Genomic DNA, 18,477 nt, shown 5'->3' with positions numbered 1-18,477 from the left:
ACAAATCCGTGAATCTTCAAAGCCGCTGGGTTAAAAGAAAAAAAGGGAAGTGTTCACTAAACTGTGTCAAATCTTTAAAAAGTTATAATTTACATACTTAACAGATAAAGGTTTTAGACATGGAAAAAACAATGCATAATGACTACGTTGGCTTAGTAGATTACAAATCTCTAGAGGCAAATATTTTATCCTCTATCCGTTTAGGTAAGCCTTTAACAGGCAAAGGTGGTGCTTTAACGCCTCTGATAAAAAAACTTCTAGAGGCAAGTCTAGAAGGTGAAATGGCATACCATTTATCTAGTGATTCACGAGAAAATAATAGAAGAAATGGCAAAAGCTCTAAAACTTTTCGTACAAGCTCTGGTTCATTTGATTTAGTAACCCCTAGGGATAGGACAGGTAGTTTCGATCTGCAAATAGTTAAAAAGCGTCAAACAAGTTTATATCCTGAGCTGGAAACCAAGATCTTAAGCATGTTTTCTAGTGATATGAGGTATAATTCTATAGCGTCTCATGTTGAAGAAATTTATGATCATAAAGTGCCAGCTGCTGAAATATCGGCTATTACAAATAGCTTGTTACCGATAATAAATGAATGGCGTAACCGTCCTCTTCAATCAGTTTATCCAATAGTTTTTATGGATGGCATGTTTTTTAAGGTGAAAGAAGATGGAAAATGTGTAAGTAAATGCATGTATACCTTATTAACGTGAGTTCGGGATTAGATTATTTTTTCATTTGATAATCAATATTAATAAAAATTTATAAAATTTGTTTTATAGACAGTTAAATAGGTAGTTGAATAACAAATAATTCTGATAATCAGTTTATTATATATATTATATTTATAAAATTAGATATAAAAACTTGTTAAATAGGTGCAAATATTAACTAAATAATTGATATTAAATTGTTGTAAATCAGTCACATAAATCCCGAACTCACGTTATTAGGCATAGATCAGGAGGGGAAAAAAGAAGTATTAACCTCAGTTCGGGATTAGACGTATTGTGAACCAGTCATATATATATTAGTTATAGAAGGTTTTTTCTCTTTTAGTCCATAAGCTGTAATTCCAGCTATCAAATTGACCAAAAAATTAGGTATACTTCTATGGCTGGCATGTTCTATCTGGCTAATATTTTTGAGCTGATCTATAAACCTGAGTTCGGGATTAGCTTGTTAAAAAATAGCTTTAAAAAGCTCCTTTGTGTTTTAAATTTGGAGATAAAAAAATACTAACCAGATTATCCAAAGGAGCCAGTTATGAATGTAGAAAAGTTAGTTGAAATATATTATGCTGTTAATGAATTTCTCATAAAGTTTATGCCGTATATGGAAAAACAACTGTTAACCAACTCTAAAAGAAAACCCACTAGAACTTGTTCATTAACTTTAAGTGAAATAATGACTATAATTATTGCCTTTCACGTGATTGGTTTTAGAAATTTTAAGGCTTATTATCTTCATTTACAGCAGTTTCATTCTAATGAGTTTAAAACATTAGTAAGCTATAATAGGTTCATCGAACTGGTTCAAAGAACCTTAATTCTCTTTTACTTTTTTACCAAAAGTCTTTCTAAAACCCAAACAGGCTGTTACTTTATGGATGCTGCGGCTGTCAAAGTTTGTAACATCAAAAGAGCCCATTCTAACAGGGTTTTTAAATCGATTGCTACTAAAGGTAAAACCAGCACCGGTTGGTTTTTTGGATTAAAGTTGCACTTGATAGTCAATGATTTAGGAGAAATTATGAATTTTCAACTGACCACAGGTAAAACTAATGATAGGCTTCCTGTAGAAGATTTGTGTAAACACTTCATGGGTAAAATGTTTGCCGATAAAGGTTACATAAGCAAAGATTTGTTTGAAAAACTGATGGGAAAAGGCGTGGAACTCATTACCCAGATCAGAAAAAATATGAAAAATGCTTTTATGCCACTCTGGGATAAACTGATGCTTAGAAAACGATCTATAATTGAAACTATTATAGATCAGCTCAAAAATATTAGCCAGATAGAACATTCCAGGCATAGAAGCATACCTAATTTTCCAGTCAATTTGATAGCTGGAATTACAGCTTATGCACTAAAAGATAAAAAACCTTCTATAACTAATATATATATGACTGGTTCACAATACGTCTAATCCCGAACTGAGGTTATAATGGTTTCAATTATAGATCGTTTTCTAAGCATCAGTTTATCCCAGAGTGGCATAAAAGCATTTTTCATATTTTTTCTGATCTGGGTAATGAGTTCCACGCCTTTTCCCATCAGTTTTTCAAACAAATCTTTGCTTATGTAACCTTTATCGGCAAACATTTTACCCATGAAGTGTTTACACAAATCTTCTACAGGAAGCCTATCATTAGTTTTACCTGTGGTCAGTTGAAAATTCATAATTTCTCCTAAATCATTGACTATCAAGTGCAACTTTAATCCAAAAAACCAACCGGTGCTGGTTTTACCTTTAGTAGCAATCGATTTAAAAACCCTGTTAGAATGGGCTCTTTTGATGTTACAAACTTTGACAGCCGCAGCATCCATAAAGTAACAGCCTGTTTGGGTTTTAGAAAGACTTTTGGTAAAAAAGTAAAAGAGAATTAAGGTTCTTTGAACCAGTTCGATGAACCTATTATAGCTTACTAATGTTTTAAACTCATTAGAATGAAACTGCTGTAAATGAAGATAATAAGCCTTAAAATTTCTAAAACCAATCACGTGAAAGGCAATAATTATAGTCATTATTTCACTTAAAGTTAATGAACAAGTTCTAGTGGGTTTTCTTGCTGAAGTGGGTGAGAGCTGTTTTTCCATATAGGGCGTAAATTTTTTTAAAAACTCATCAACAGCATAATATATTTCTACTAATTTTGCTACATTCATAACTGGCTCCTTTGTTAATTTTGCTACAAACTTGATCTCCAAATTTAAAACACAAAGGGGCTTTTTAACACAATTTATAAACATTTAATCCCGAACTGACGTATATAGGTTGCTGGATCACCCGCTACAAATCTATACTTAAAGTTGGCATTTCCTATGGATGAAAAGATTGCTGCTAATGACTAATGGTACAAAGTGGGTTAAAACAAAGATTTCTTACAGCTATTTATTGGGTATAAACAGAATAATATGTAATTTAGCTGTGTTGGCAGCTTAACTGTTTCAAAGTCAGTAAAAAGCTTTTTTATAGATCAGTAGCGCTTTCCATGTAGATAGGTTATAGTAATAATTTACTATAACTAGATTTCTAGTCTAGTTGATGTATTTGTTTGCGCTTTGTATTAGTATAGTAAGTAGTTTCCATCGGAAGTTATAGATTTTAGGGCCTGTAGCTCAGCTGGTTAGAGCGCTACACTGATAATGTAGAGGTCCGCGGTTCAAGTCCGCGCAGGCCCACGTCTACGCAAGCATAAGCAATATTCTTAAATAAGAATATACATAAACTTTCCTTGTTGGTTTTAGGAGTACAGGTTATTATCATCTTTTTATATAATCAAAATGAGCGTAAAGCGTTTTATTAAGCAGGTCTTGACCATTGCTATAGGGTTCCTTATCTCTTTGTTATCTTTATGTTTCATAGTTGTTTTTGGATTTTTAAAATTAACCTCTAAAGATTCTAGGCAAGTAGAAAACAATTCAGTTGTAGCGTTCAACATGGAGGGGCGAATGGTTGAGTGGGTACCCATTTCATTGTTTGGTTCCAATAAAGGCCTGATAGATTTTAAAGTAGTTAAAAAAGCTATTCACCAGGCAACCAAAGATAGTCGTGTTCCCGCTATCTACTTGGATGTATCTTATCTGGATGCGGGCTGGGCTGCTTTGGAGGAAATTAGAGAAGCTTTATTAGCTTTTAAAAAGCAAGGTAAAACCATCATCGCATATGGGGATTTATATACACAAAAGTCCTATTATTTGGCTTCTGTAGCAGATGAAATCATACTAAACCCCAGTGGTTTCTTAGCATTCAAAGGTTTCTCTGCAACCGTTGAATTCTATACAAAACTTTTTGAGCATATTGCTATAAAGCCAATAATATTTCGTGTTGGAGACTACAAGAGTGCAGTAGAACCCTTTTGTTTGACTAAAATGAGTGAAGAAAGTAGACAGCAAATAAAAGCATGTCTTCAACCTTGTTATGAACACTTTTTAATTAAAATAGGTGCCTCTAGAAACATAGGGGTTACAGCGCTCAAAGGATATGCTAATAATCTTTCAGCTGTGCTACCCAATGATGCCTTGCATGCCCACTTCATTACCAGAATAGGCTATGAGACAGAAGCTAAACAGTTGCTAAAAGAAAAACTAAAATCTCCTTCTTTTATCGGCCACAAGGAATATAGTGCTTCAGAGTCCCCACCTGATTCAGTTGATAAAATTGCCGTTTTTATTGCTGAAGGGGAAATTGGGAATGGATCAAGTAGGGCTGGGCATGTTGGTGCCCATGGTTTGGTTAAAACGCTAAAGGTTATTCAAGAAGACAGTAGCGTAAAAGCATTAGTATTGCGTATCAATTCACCAGGGGGTAGTATAGTTGCTTCGAATATTATCTGGAAGGCAATAGCAGAGTTTAGATCCGTTAAGCCAGTTGTGGCTTCTATGTCTAACGTGGCTACTTCTGGGGGATATTATATTGCTGCCCCTTGCCATTATATTTTTGCACAGCCCACTACCATTACAGGTTCCATTGGTGTTTTTGGTATACTATTTGATCCAGCTGAGTTGATGCATAAAATAGGTATTCACCGTGATGTAGTCAAAACAGCTCCTTCTGCAGATTTTCTAACTCCTAGGGTAAATTGTTCCGAGTTAGAGTCTAAATTGATGTATAAAATGTTACAGGAAAGTTATGATGGTTTTTTATGTAAGGTTTCTAATGGAAGGAGGCTGGATTTAGCCTGTGTAGAAAAATTAGCTGGTGGTAGGGTATATACTGGTTTAGTAGCGAAAGATAATGGACTAGTAGATGAATTGGGTGGGCTAGATGCAGCTATTGCTAAAGCTGTTTCTTTAGCCAAATTAACCCAAAAGTATCGTATTTGTTATTTACCTCGCCCTAAAACAAAATTTCAACAGCTACTAAGCTATACTACTAATGATGTTAAAATAGAATTACTGGATGCCTTAGTGCAAGAATATCCTATAATGAGTCATTATCACACCCTATCTATACTCCATAGCGTACAAGCAATGCTTCCGTATAAGATTCACATTGATTAAGATTGATTAAGATTGATTAAGATTGATTAAGAGCACCCGATCTATGGGTTGGGTTTCTAAGTGCATATTGATTTTCTAGCTTTAAGGATAGCGCTATTTCTTGATCCAGTAAAAAGTAACTTTTTGCTATTTGCTTGAGAAGCTTGTTTTTGCTATTTTTGTAGGGGAGGTCGTTGTTGTCTTCTACGGTCCTACGGATGTGGCGGAATTCGGTAGACGCGCTAGACTTAGGATCTAGTACCGTGAGGTGTGGGGGTTCGAGTCCCTTCATCCGTACTTTTTTATGTGTATTTTTAAGGCATCCGCTTTTTATCTTTACTAAATCTGTTTTACCTTGGATATTCAGTTTAATAAGATTAATCCTAATCATGGTGTTATTTCCATTACGTTAGATGAGCCTGATTATAAGCCATTTGTTCAGAAACAGCTGAAGCATTATGCTCAGAATGTTCGTTTGAAAGGGTTCAGATTGGGGGCTGTCCCTGCAGATCTTATTAAAAAGATGTATGGCCCTTCTATTCTTGCTCAGGAATTGCATAAAGTAGCTGTAGCCTCTTTAAACGATTACATTGTGCAAGAGCGTATTCCTATTTTTATGGAGCCGCTTTGCATTACCCCTTCGAAAGCAATGGACCTTAAAAATCAACATAGGTTTACTTTCTCTTATGAGGTTGGATTAATTGAAAAACGTTCTATTACATTAGGCCCTAATATTTCTATTACTGACTTTGAAATAGATGGTGTTGGTTCTAAATTGGTGGATGAATTTTTAGAAGGGTTGCAGATTATTCATGGTCAAGCTGTTCATCTTGAAGAAAGTGCACTGGACACTATGTTGTATGGTACGCTTACAGATAGTACGGGGGCAGTTGGTCTGGATATCCGTATTTCTATAATGCATATTCTTGAGCATTTAAGAGAAGCATTGGTAGGGCTTCGTGTGGGTCATAAAGTAACCGTAACAGAAGAGATGTTAAAGCATCACTTCTCTGCCCTTTTAGGTGTAGGTTCTGGTGCCTTTGCTGCCTTTAGAAGGCATAAGTCTGCTTGGCCAGCTGTTTTTACAATTGGTAGCATCGTTCGTGTTGTGCCAGCGCCTATTGAACCTGCACTTTTCGATCGTGTATTAGGACAAGGGGTTGTTGGCTCCAAAAGTGACTTTAGGGAGGCTATTGCTAAAATTATCTTATTCGACAAACGTACGGAAGCACGTCATGCATTCTATGAGGACTTACGGGAGGAGCTTTGTAAACATAATGTAGTTGACTTGCCAGAGGCCTTTCTTAAAAGGTGGCTTTGCATGAATAATCCAGAGGCAACTCTAAAAGAGGTGGAAGCCTACTATCATGCACATGCGGAAAGTTTAAAGTGGGAAATTTTATTAAGTAGTATAGTGCGTCAAAATGACTTAGCCGTTACGCCATCAGATGTAGTAGATGAAACCAAACGCGCATATATTGACTACGCCGGTAACAATGTTTTGCAGATAGAAGCGCGTGATGCTGCTATTCACGCGGGTGCACTTTCTTTTCTACAAGGCAGTGAAGGGAATAAGTATTATTCCAAATTGCATAATCAGCTAAGCAGGGATAGGGCTATAAATTTTATAAAGGAACAAATAACTGTAGTAACTGAAACGGTTACGGCTGAAGTCTTCGATGCAAGGAGGTAGTGTTCCATTCCTGGACGGCAAGGCTTAAACTTAGTTTAAAACGGTCATGCAACGTACTCTTTACGTTAGGTTCACACTATTGTATTCGTTAAGCCTTCTGGCCACACTGTCTAAAAACAACAAAACCCGCCCCTTGTAAAAAGCTATTATCTTAACATGCAGATTATTGCGCCAATTTCGGCTCGGTTTTCATAGGGTGAACGAAAGATCGTTATGATGTATTTACGCACAATTTTGCCTAGTACCTTCATTATGTCAGTCAAGAAGAACAAGGGGAATATGCAATCTCTTGTGGATGCTTATGATCTTTTTGGGTTGATATCCGCATTGTTAGAACAACCAGATAAACCAGATATTGCCCCAGAAAACTAATGGGTGATTTTTTTATTATATTTTGAGCATATAAAACGTACGTTAACCTAACGTGGGTTCGGGATTTATTTGACTGATTTACAACAATTTAATATCAATTATTTAGTTAATATTTGCACCTATTTAACAAGTTTTTATATCTAATTTTATAAATATAATATATATAATAAACTGATTACCAGAATTATTTGTTATTCAACTACCTATTTAACTGTCTAATAAAACAAATTTTATAAATTTTCATTGATATTGATTATCAAATGAAAAAATAATCTAATCCCGAACTCACGTTAACCTAATGCAAGTTTAGGGTATTTTATAAGGCCTACTACTTTAATGATCAATTATTTTCTACTTTTAAAAGTAAAGCTAGCTTTAGAGTACATAGGGGAGCATAAGCTTAGGATAGCTTTGGGGTAGCTGATTCAAATGGCTCACTTGAAACGTATCCCTACTTAGTCGTCCCTGAAGTATTATTTATCTACTTGTTAATCAAAATAAAAAATATTAAAAATCTGTTAAATTTATATTAAGAAATAACCACTTTTTGGGGTCTTTTGTTTTAAGTGTGTAAATATTTTTTAGGATTTATCTTTACCTAAATCATAACACTTAAAACAATGAAAAGAAAAGAGATAGTTAAAGATGGGATAAGCAAGGCCATAGATGTACTGATAGAATCAGGTGTAGACCTTTCCAGACTTTTTTATCAAGACGGCTTACTCAAACAATTAAGTAAGCGTCTTGTAGAAAAAGCATTACAGTCGGAAATGGATGACCATTTAGGTTATAATAAGTATGCACGTAGTGATTCAGAGAATGTACGTAATGGATTATCCAGTAAGCACGTTATTACTGATAATGGCGTTATATCGGTTGAAGTACCCAGAGATAGAGCATCGACTTTTGAACCTATTTTATTGCCTAATCGTCAAACAAGAATTCCTGGTTTGGATGATAAGATCATATCTTTATATGCTAAAGGTATGAGTCTGTCAGATATTCAGATTCAAATACAGGAATTATATGGCGCAGAAGTAAGTGAAAGCCTGATAAGTAACATCACAGACTCTGTTATTGAAGATGTTAAGATATGGCAAAATCATCCCTTAGAATCAGTCTATTCTATTGTTTTTTTTGATTGCTTTGTAGTTAAAGTTAGACAAGATAAGCGCATCATCAACAAGGCAGTCTATGTTGCTTTAGGTATAGATAGATCTAGCATAAAGGATGTTTTAGGGCTTTGTATGAGTGAAAATAAAGGGGCTAAATTTTGGTTAGGCAATTTAACAGAACTCAAAAATCGGGGTATGAACGATATGCTCATTGCATGTACAGATAATTTGTCAGGCATGTCTGAGGCCATTGCTGCTGTATACCAAAACGGAAGTGTTCTATAAACTGTGTCACATCTCCTGTTCATCTCAACGTCTCTTTTAATCTACCGGGAAAAAAGATGTCTATCTGAGATATGGTCAACGCCCAGTTTCGCAGCGGCATAGTCCATTTATCCTCGATCTTCTTTATGGCACAATATACTAATCTATACAAAGCATTTATACTGGTAAACGCTCCTTTTGTCTTGGTAAACTTCCTAATCTGCCTATGCAAGCTTTCTATAGGATTGGTGGTATAAATTAGCCTTCTGACAGGATCTGAATACTTAAAATAACCAGACAAATGTTCCCAATTATTTTGCCAAGATTTGGTAACCATTGGATACTTCCCCCCCCATTTTTCTTCTAATTCCAATAGATAATGCTCAGCAACTTCCTTACTTGAAGCTTGATATATTTGCTTTAAATCAGTTAAAAAACGTTTTACGTCTTTGCTAGCTACATACTTGAGTGAGTTTCGTATCTGATGTACTACACAGACCTGCACTTGTGCATTAGGGAAAACGCTATTTATGGCTGAAGGAAAGCTTTTTAGGCCATCAACACAGGCAATAAGGATATCTTCTACACCTCTTTCCTTAAGCTCGTTAAGTACACCCAACCAGAAGTTAGCCCACTCACTTTCAGACAAATAAATCCCAATACTTCTTTTTTACCCTCTTGATCTATGCCTAATAAGGTATACATGCATTTGCTTACACATCTGCCATCTTCTTTTACCTTAAAAAATATCCCATCCATGAAAACTATCGGATAAACTGATTGAAGAGGGCGGTTACGCCATTCATTTATTATCGGTAACAAGCTATCTGTAATAGATGATATTTCAGCAGCTGATACTTTATGATCATAGATCTCTTCAACATGAACGGCTATAGATTTATAGCTCATATCACTAGAAAACATGCTTAAGATCTTGCTTTCCAGCTCAGGATGTAGGCTTGTTTGACGCTTTTTAACTATTTGTGGATCGAAACTACCTGTCCTATCCCTAGGAGTTAGCAGATCAAAGGAACCAGAACTTGTACGTAAAGTTTTAAAGCTTTTTCCATTTCTTCTATTATTTTCTGTTGAATCACTAGATAAATGGTGTGCCATTTCACCTTCTAGACTTGCCTCTAGAAGCTTTTTTATCAGAGGCGTTAAAGCACCACCTTTTCCTGTTAAAGGCTTACCTAAACGGATAGAGCACAAAATATTTTCCTACAGAAATTTGTAATCTACTAAACCAACATAGGAATTGTTCTTATTTTCTTCCATGTCTAAAACCTTTAATGTTTATTTAATTAATTTATAACTTTTTATCGCCTTGACACAGTTTATAGAACACTTCCGATTAGACGTATTGTGAACCAGTCATATATATATTAGTTATAGAAGGTTTTTTCTCTTTTAGTGCATAAGCTGTAATTCCAGCTATCAAATTGACTAGAAAATTAGGTATGCTTCTATGCCTGGAATGTTCTATCTGGCTAATATTTTTGAGCTGATCTATAATAGTTTCAATTATAGATCGTTTTCTAAGCATCAGTTTATCCCAGAGTGGCATAAAAGCATTTTTCATATTTTTTCTGATTTGGGTAATGAGTTCCGCGCCTTTTTCGATCAGTTTTTCAAATAAATCTTTGCTTATGTAACCTTTATCGGCAAACATTTTACCCATGAAGTGTTTACATAAATTTTCTACAGGAAGCCTATCATTAGTTTTACCTGTGGTCAGTTGAAAATTCATAATTTCTCCTAAATCATTGACTATCAAGTGCAACTTTAATCCAAAAAACCAACCGGTGCTGGTTTTACCTTTAGTAGCAATCGATTTAAAAACCCTGTGCGTATAGGCTCTTTTGACATGGCAAACCTTGATGGCTGTTGCATCCATAAAATAACAACCTGTTTTTGTTTTAGAAAGACTTTGTGTAAAACAGTACAAGGGAACTAACGTTCTTTGGATCAGTTCTATAAATCTATTGTAGCTCACTAACTTTCCAAATTTACTAGAATGAAATTGCTGTAAATGAATATAATAAGACTTAAAATTTCTAAAACCAATCACATGAAAGGCAATAAGAACAGTCATTATTTCACTCAAAGTTAATGAACAAGTTCTAGTGGGTTTTCTTTTAGAGTTGGTTAACAGTTGTTTTTCCATGTACGGCATAAACTTTATGAGAAATTCATTAACAGCATAATATATTTCAACTAACTTTTCTACATTCATAACTGGCTCCTTTGGATAATCTGGTTAGTATTTTTTTATCTCCAAATTTAAAACACAAAGGAGCTTTTTAAAGCTATTTTTTAACAAGCTAATCCCGAACTGAGGTTTCTATGGGTTAAGTATCTGAGAAATCGGTTATTAATAAACGTGAGTTCGGGATTTATGTGACTGATTTACAACAATTTAATATCAATTATTTAGTTAATATTTGCACCTATTTAACAAGTTTTTATATCTAATTTTATAAATATAATATATATAATAAACTGATTATCAGAATTATTTGTTATTCAACTATCTATTTAACTGTCTATAAAACAAATTTTATAAATTTTCATTGATATTGATTATCAAATGAAAAAATAATATAATCCCAAACTCACGTTTATTGATTTCGCTTTACTTATACAATAAAGTTTCCAGTGGCCTACTGGATTCATATCAGATCTCCCGGACTACGATGTGAAACATTCATAGCGTGCAACCCCTAACACCCCGGCACTTGTATGATGGTCATGGTCTATTTTTTCCATCCTACTATCAGCCTTCCTGTAGCCACTAGATAGTCGGCAAATGCGCTTAAACGGCTTAACGAGGCTAATTTAGGTTCACTTTTGTTGCAGCCCGCTATTTTGCAGATGCATTTAAAGGTAACTTAAACCTGTGAATCACCCCACAAATCCAACCTCCTGCTAGACTCCCGAAATAGACAAATTAGAGTCAGGGGACTTACACCCCATTTGTTGCACACCTGTGCCGGCGTGCAATGGCTGCAGACTTAAAACACTTAAAACTAAGCATAGGTTTTAGCCGTTTTTTGATAAACCTATGATCTTGTTCAACTCTATTATTCAAGTATTTGTTTTGAAATATTTGAATGGTATGATCTTGATCAAGTTCTGTATTGATCGTATCAAAGGCAGCTTTATTACTACCGCTTTTGTCAATTACTACTTTCTTAAGAATATTATTTTCTGTGATCGCCTTACGAAAAAAAGAAAAAGTTGCAGACTTGTCTCTATGCTCAGATAGAAAAAAGTTAACTGTATCACCATAACGATCTACTGTTCTATATAAATAGATCCACTTCCCGTTTAGTTTAATATAGGTCTCATCGATTCTCCAACTACCACCAACTGGTCGTTTTCTTTTGCTTACTGCTTCATCTATAAGAGGAACAAACTTAATAACCCATCTTTGTAGCGTAGAACGATCAACTCTTGCGCCTCTCATACGCATCATCTCTTCCAAATCTCTATAGCTCAAGGAAAAACGACACTTCATCTAGACAAATAACAGGATGACTTCTGCTGAAGAACAATAGCCTTTAAAATAAGGTAATAATTTGAGCGAAATATTAAACATAATAACTACTTTTTTAACTGCAGATGCTAAAATAATGATTTTTTAGAATAAACGCGACAGAACCTTTTGTTGCAGCCGTTTTAAACTTTTGGTTATTGATTTGGTTGCCTTTGTTTTGATAGGGATCATTCATAAATTGAAAAAATCGGAAGAAAAATCTGCTGCACAGACCCCTACCCTTACAGAGAAGCTTTTGATGTAAATAAGGGATGCGCTAAAAAAATAGTACGGTATACAATTCATGCATTTCCATGTGTTAGGCTTAGATAACCTCAGTCCAAAAGATTTTATTATTATAAGGGGTGCTAAAATGCATAACCTTAAAAATATAAATGTAGCGATTCCACGTAACCAATTGGTAGTAGTGACGGGGTTATCTGGTTCTGGAAAATCCTCTTTGATTTTAGATACCCTTTTTGTAGAAGCCCAGCGCATGTATATAGAGAGCCTCAGCGCCTATGCGCGGCAGTTTCTAGGTAAAATGGAAAAGCCTGCGGTTGATACCATTCAAGGCCTTTCTCCAGCTATTGCCATTCAGCAAAATGTTGCCAATAAAAATCCCCGTTCCACAGTAGGTACGCTTACAGAGCTTTGTGACTATCTCTATCTACTCTATGCCCGTATCGGTACAACCTACTCGCCTATAAGTGGTCAAGAAGTCAAAAAAGATAGCGTTGCTGATGTGGTGGATTACATTCAACAGCAGCCGGATGGCACTAAGGTATTGATCCTTTACCCTATGGTAGTGACCAATCAAGCCGCGTTAATGCAGAAGTTAAAAGTCGAGCAGGGCAAAGGGTTTACCAGAGTTATGCAGGGGAACCTTCTTTTCTTTATAGAAGACCTGTTAGCAGGCAAGGCCCTATTGTCACTAGATCAGCCCATGTATGGGTTAGTAGACCGAATTATAGTTAAAAAAGAGAACCAGGACAACCAATATAGAATAGCAGATTCTGTTCAAGTAGCCTTTTTTGAAGGGATGGGCCATGCTGTAATAGAATTGGTTGGGTTAGGCCAGCGATCTTTTTCAGATCGCTTTGAACTAGATGGCATTTCATTTGCCTTACCTACCGTTTCCTTTTTTAGTTTTAATACCCCCCATGGGGCTTGTAAAGCCTGTTCAGGCCTAGGGCAGTTGGTGGGCATAGACCCCCGTAAGGTTATACCCAACCCCGCCCTTTCCCTAGTAGAAGGAGCGATAGCCCCCTGGAATGGGCCCACTATGTGTAAGTGGTTGGCTCCCCTTTTGGCCGCACATGCAGCGCTCCATTTTCCCATTTACACCCCCTATAGCAGCTTAACCCCCGATCAACAAAAACTTTTATGGTGTGGCAGTGGCGATTTTATAGGTATTGATCGATTTTTTGATTTTTGTGCTAGCCAAACCGATAAAATACAGTATCGGGTGTTGCTATCCCGTTACCGGGGCAAAACCATATGCCCTGCTTGTCAGGGTAGCCGTGTGCGTCCAGATGCCCACTATGTTAAAATCGATAACCATTCCATAATCGATCTATTATTGATGCCCATTCACGACTTAATTTCTTTTTTTGATCAGTTATCTCTTACAGCGCGTCAGGCCGCTATTGCCCAAAGCGTGGTAGTAGAAATTAAAAACAGCCTTTGTTATTTAGCCCAGGTTGGATTAGGCTATTTAACCCTTAGTAGGCCTGTAGCCACCCTATCTGGCGGCGAGCATCAACGGGTTAAATTGGCTGCGGCAGTAGGAAGTCCCCTTTTTGGCACCATTTATATTTTAGATGAACCCACCATTGGGCTCCATCCCCGTGATACCGATCAGTTGGTGCAGTTACTTTTAGATTTAAAAAGTCAAGGCAATACGGTTATTGTCGTAGAGCATGAGGAGTTGGTGATGCGTGTGGCCGATGCGCTTATTGAGATAGGCCCTGAAGCAGGCGCTGGTGGGGGCACATTGGTGTTTCAAGGAACCTTTCAAGCATTGATGCAATCTACCACCCATACCGCACAATACCTTAATGGCGGCGCTTCTATTCCCCTACCTAGGTACAGACGTTCTTGGCGCAAGCATTTGCTTATCAAAGAGGCTAGTCTCCATAACCTGCAGCAGGTTACCGTCACCATTCCCCTCAATGTATTTACCGTAGTCACAGGCGTGAGTGGATCAGGCAAATCCACTTTGATCAAAGAAGTTTTCTATCCTGCTTTGGTACAACACCTGACCAAACCCTTAGGGATTTTGGGGTTGTCCCCCACTACTTCTACGCTATTGGGTGGTGATTTAGGTTGTATTCAAGCAGTAGAGTTGGTCCACCAGCATCCATTGGGGAAATCTTCCCGTTCCAATCCAGCCACCTATTTAGCTATTTATGATCTTATTCGAGACCTTTTTGCCCAAACCAATCTGGCCCGTTCCCGCCACTATCAAGCAGGTCATTTTTCTTTTAATTCCGAAAAAGGGCAATGCCCCACTTGTCGCGGTGAAGGTCAGCAGAAGATAGAAATGCAATTTATGGCAGATATTTACCTACCCTGTGAGCGCTGTAAGGGGAGTCGTTTTAAGCCTGAAATAGCTGATATAACCTATTATGGAAAAAGCATTACCCAAGTACTCAGCATGACGGTAGAGGAGGCATTAGTGTTTTTTGCCGATCATCCTTCCATTGCCCATAAGTTAAAAGTTTTACAAAAGGTCGGTTTGGGGTATATACAATTGGGGCAATCTTCCAGTTCATTCAGTGGGGGGGAAGGGCAGCGGCTTAAGTTGGCTTATTATTTAGAAAAAGAGTTAGCAGATCAATCTATATTATTTATATTTGATGAGCCCACTACTGGGCTTCATATGCATGACGTAGCGCAATTATTAAAGGCCATCCATGCCCTAATCGATCAGGGACATACCGTGGTTGTGATTGAACACCATATCGATGTGATAAAGAGTGCAGATTGGCTTATTGATCTAGGCCCTGATGGGGGCCAGCAAGGCGGTAAAGTGGTATTTGCCGGCACACCAGAGGCGTTGGTCCAACAGCATGGCAGCCATACCGCGCATTATTTAAAGCAAAAAATGTAGTAAATAGTTGCATGCTGTTTTTTTTTATATTATTATTGTAGCAAATTTAAGGACTTTCTACAAAGCTGCCTATGTGTGCATGGATCAGATAACCTAAGTTTAGGTTAGTGCATTTGGATGGTGTTTGGTTATATATTATTTTTGTGTAAAAGCCCATTGATAGTATAGTTAGGTGTTTGAGCGCTTAAAGCAGTTAAATTAATAAGTAATTCATAATCAATAAAATTGAATAAAAATGGTGTATAAAAAAATTGGAGATAAAATTCCTTCTTTGTCCAGTCTGCTCTTGGCCGGCGTATTATTTGGTGGTTGCAAAGATGACAAGAATAAGAATAATGGTAGTGATACTGGGACTGATAATGCTATTTTTTCTGATCATAAGCAAGAAAATGCAGAGGGGGGTAAGGCCAACCAGAAGCTCAGCTCGGATCTTACAGCAGCTGTTCGAAAGTTCAAAAGAGCTCTTGCAAGTTGTTCAGCTATAGACCACTTAGCAGCTAAAGTAAAACCTCTAATTGTGAACCTAGATGAGTTGAAGGGAGACAAGGGTGGTAAGGCTAAGCTAGAAGACAGGGTTAGAGCCCTGATCTCTAGCTTTTATGATGGGTCTACATGTGCAGAAGCTTATCCTAAAAGCTTGAAGGGATGTTTTTCTAGTCTGAGTCACATTGTTAAGAGGAAGTCTTATATTCCTTACACTTATGCCTATGGTGCGGCTATGAAAGCAATAGCTGAATTTTGGAAGGAACTTCATGATATTTATGGAGAAATGATGAAGCAAATTGATAACGGTACGCCACAGGCTAAATCAGATAGTTTAACAAAAAAAGTGGATGCGTTATTGGAAAAAGTCAATGGTTCAGACTCAAAGTTTACCTCTTCTTATCAATTTCTAGATACAGGGGGGTATCAAATGCTCAACGGACCTCGACTAGCTAGGTTCTTGATTGATAAAAGTAAAGGCGGTTCATCTTACGGTCTGCAATCATTACTGAATGATCGCATGTTTAATAGAGTTTGGTTTAAGTATAAGCAAAACCCGTTGCCTAACCTGGATCCAACGGATGTTAGAATCAATAATGTTTTAACCAAAAAAGGGACTGGTATATCAGTTAGTTGGAAGGTAGAAGGGGGTGAGCGGAATGATCATATGCCTGGTATTGGGAATATTGATAATCACCTAAGTTATGATGCTGACACGATGACCCATAGGTTCGACTTTTCTAAGGTGGGTGGTGTAAATGATATTGAAGCTGCTAATTGCTTGGTTCGAATCACCCAGGGTGATACTCCTAATCAAAACGCTTCTACACAAAGAGACCTAACATTTGGTCAACTTTTGTTTACTCTTTTTAGGGGGAGAGCAGCTAATGATTTTTTAACCGTCGAACCTTCTTCTGAAGGGGATGATTTTGTTAAGCTTACTGCAAACAATGAAAAATATATGAATTGGGTAAAGGAAGCTAATAAAAGTGATGAGGAGTTTGCTCAATATTTGGGTCGTCATTTAGGGTCGAGTGAGGAGCTAAAAGGGTTGTTTGTTATTCCTGATACTAATGTACTTGAAAGTAAGCTCATGCAAGGTATGAATGAGACAAATCCAGCAAATGGTGGTAGTTCTGATAACGTCTCTGCTGCAGCAGGAACATCTTCTACTGTTCCAGGAACAGTAGGTACAGGTAGTGAATCTGCTAAATTATTTAAGAATATTTTGAGCACGTTCTCATCTGGCCAGAATGTTAGTGGAACAGGGGAAGAATTGAGGCAAAAAATTCAAACGTTGGCGAACCTGAAAAATAACCCCAACATTGGAAAAGTTTCAGATTTGACCTTTGATCAAAGGGTGTGTATTGAGCTTGCTGCTTCGCTCATAAATAGTCCAAGCATGATCACTAATATGGACAATGATTCGGCCAAGGCTCTTATAGCCAGTTTGAAGAATGAAATTAGCGTGCAAGCAGACCGTGCAATTGTGAAGCTTGAGTCGAGTAAGTATGTTTTTACTACTATAAGTAAGCAAATTAGACAGGCTATTTTAGATTTTGATGAAAAATTAAGGCAAAAGCATCGCAGGGCTGCTGTTACTTATGAAATGATTAATAGAGGTAGTACAACTGGAAGCTTTAACATTGATGATGTTCGTGAAGCTATGAAACAGGATTGCTTAGCACTGAAAGGTATTCTTACAGCGGATGTGGCTCCTGTCATTGAGGTGCCTGCTGGTCAGGTAGTGGATTATGTAGCTCGTTTCCCTTATCTGAAAGGGCTGACGGAGGCTCATTATCCAACTCTTGATGAAATCAGACAAGAGTATCATGATAAGGCAGGCAAGTGAGCAGCTCCAGACGCTTAGTTTTTAATTCTATCTTTTTAAATTAGGTCTTCTAGAATGGGGGTTGGCTTTTGCTGGCTCCCATTTTTTTATGTCTGTGTTTATACTTGACTTTTAGAGGGGAAAAATAGATGTTGCAGTTGTATGTGAATCTTGTTTCTAAATCACCCCTTTCCTTTCTATTTATCCCTTATTTAAAAGTAATTATATGGCTGGTAACCAGGTAAGTAAAAAATACTCTTGTATAGAGTATTCATATGCATCTTATGCAGCAAGCGTTTACCAACTATAGCTTTATTTTGGGGATTATTTATAGTAGTTTCTACAACTTGTAAGCAAGATAGGCCCACTTAAACAGTTAAGTCTATAAATGCATGGTGCTCATCCATGTGTTTCAGAAGTGAAACCCAGACCTCCTGTAATGCATCAAAGGCCTGTTGGTATTCCTAATAGAAGTGGTATTTGTTGTATCAATGTAGTACCCATTTATCTATTGTTGAAAATGATAGTAAGCTATTTGTAGATAGCCTATCAGAAGTTTATAGAAAACCATTACATGATAGAAGTGATGTGGTTTAGTTTTTGACTGTATTGCACGAGTTATCTCCTTTTTTGCCTAAAATTACTGTTGCTACTCGTTTTTCTAGGCAGGAGCAAGATGTAATTAAAAGCTATGCTTTCAAAATTCCTATGCCCTTTATATGGCTCTATCCACCCCTGTATCAAGGATTTCAAGTAGTATTGTTGTCAATCGATGCAGTAGTAACGTCTATGGCTCATACCGATGCTATTCAGGCCTCTAAACAAGCACGGGTTTTATTTTATCGCAAAGCAAACTAATTCA

The 18,477-nt window shown here is 36.8% G+C and carries 8 protein-coding genes, 2 tRNA genes and 5 pseudogenes; 10 read left to right on the top strand and 5 right to left on the bottom strand.

The annotated features are described in order from the left end of the window. Positions 1–119 precede the first annotated feature (119 nt). Positions 120–707 (top strand): annotated as a pseudogene (locus tag NBW36_RS03780) (transposase); the annotation flags it as partial. Positions 708–999: 292 nt separating this feature from the next. Here NBW36_RS03780 and NBW36_RS03775 read toward each other — a convergent pair. Then, a pseudogene (locus NBW36_RS03775) lies at positions 1,000–1,155 on the bottom strand (IS982 family transposase); the annotation flags it as partial. 111 nt (positions 1,156–1,266) lie between these two features. Here NBW36_RS03775 and NBW36_RS03770 point away from each other — a divergent pair. Continuing rightward, entirely contained in the window at positions 1,267–2,148 is an 882-nt protein-coding gene (locus NBW36_RS03770; protein WP_250237886.1) for an IS982 family transposase, read from the top strand. On the opposite strand, the pseudogene NBW36_RS03765 reads toward NBW36_RS03770, so the two are convergent. Beyond that, positions 2,148–2,888 (bottom strand): annotated as a pseudogene (locus tag NBW36_RS03765) (IS982 family transposase); the annotation flags it as partial. The gene NBW36_RS03770 and the pseudogene NBW36_RS03765 sit on opposite strands and share 1 nt — an antisense overlap. Before the next feature lie 442 nt (positions 2,889–3,330). Here NBW36_RS03765 and NBW36_RS03760 point away from each other — a divergent pair. The 5 genes from NBW36_RS03760 to NBW36_RS03740 all read left to right on the top strand — a co-directional run bounded on the left by NBW36_RS03760 (position 3,331) and on the right by NBW36_RS03740 (position 8,669). Next, a tRNA-Ile gene (locus NBW36_RS03760) sits at positions 3,331–3,404 on the top strand. A gap of 102 nt (positions 3,405–3,506) precedes the next feature. Next, the gene (gene sppA / locus NBW36_RS03755) at positions 3,507–5,225 is read left to right on the top strand and encodes a signal peptide peptidase SppA (RefSeq protein WP_250237884.1); all 1,719 of its coding nucleotides are present in this window, start codon (positions 3,507–3,509) and stop codon (positions 5,223–5,225) included. Positions 5,226–5,418: 193 nt separating this feature from the next. Next, a tRNA-Leu gene (locus NBW36_RS03750) sits at positions 5,419–5,501 on the top strand. A gap of 58 nt (positions 5,502–5,559) precedes the next feature. Continuing rightward, entirely contained in the window at positions 5,560–6,897 is a 1,338-nt protein-coding gene (locus tag NBW36_RS03745) for a trigger factor (protein ID WP_250237883.1), read from the top strand. Between the two features lie 992 nt (positions 6,898–7,889). Beyond that, a complete protein-coding gene (locus tag NBW36_RS03740) occupies positions 7,890–8,669 on the top strand; it encodes an IS256 family transposase (protein WP_250237879.1) in 780 nt (259 codons plus the stop codon). A gap of 19 nt (positions 8,670–8,688) precedes the next feature. On the opposite strand, the pseudogene NBW36_RS03735 reads toward NBW36_RS03740, so the two are convergent. From NBW36_RS03735 to NBW36_RS03725, 3 genes and pseudogenes are all read right to left on the bottom strand, one after another. Then, positions 8,689–9,863: pseudogene (locus NBW36_RS03735) on the bottom strand (IS256 family transposase). A gap of 139 nt (positions 9,864–10,002) precedes the next feature. After that, complete coding sequence (locus NBW36_RS03730; protein ID WP_250237876.1) at positions 10,003–10,884, bottom strand: IS982 family transposase; 882 nt, start codon at positions 10,882–10,884, stop codon at positions 10,003–10,005. A 765-nt stretch (positions 10,885–11,649) separates the two neighbouring features. Next, positions 11,650–12,249 (bottom strand): annotated as a pseudogene (locus NBW36_RS03725) (IS6 family transposase); the annotation flags it as partial. Positions 12,250–12,490: 241 nt separating this feature from the next. Between NBW36_RS03725 and uvrA the strand changes: the two are divergent. From uvrA to NBW36_RS03710, 3 genes are all read left to right on the top strand, one after another. Further along, positions 12,491–15,301, top strand: coding sequence for an excinuclease ABC subunit UvrA (uvrA, locus tag NBW36_RS03720; protein ID WP_250237874.1), 2,811 nt, complete (start codon positions 12,491–12,493; stop codon positions 15,299–15,301). A gap of 235 nt (positions 15,302–15,536) precedes the next feature. Further along, positions 15,537–17,636 (top strand): hypothetical protein, encoded by a 2,100-nt coding sequence (locus NBW36_RS03715; RefSeq protein WP_250237872.1) that lies wholly within the window; start codon positions 15,537–15,539, stop codon positions 17,634–17,636. A gap of 609 nt (positions 17,637–18,245) precedes the next feature. Next, on the top strand, positions 18,246–18,473 hold the full coding sequence (locus NBW36_RS03710; RefSeq protein WP_250237870.1) for a hypothetical protein: 228 nt from the start codon (positions 18,246–18,248) through the stop codon (positions 18,471–18,473). The last annotated feature ends 4 nt before the right edge of the window (positions 18,474–18,477 follow it).

The sequence above is a fragment of the Cardinium endosymbiont of Oedothorax gibbosus genome, assembly GCF_936981045.1.
Classification (GTDB): Bacteria; Bacteroidota; Bacteroidia; order Cytophagales; family Amoebophilaceae; genus Cardinium.
The sequence above is the reverse complement of the archived record's forward strand: the minus strand, read 5'-3'. Positions and strand labels throughout refer to the sequence as shown.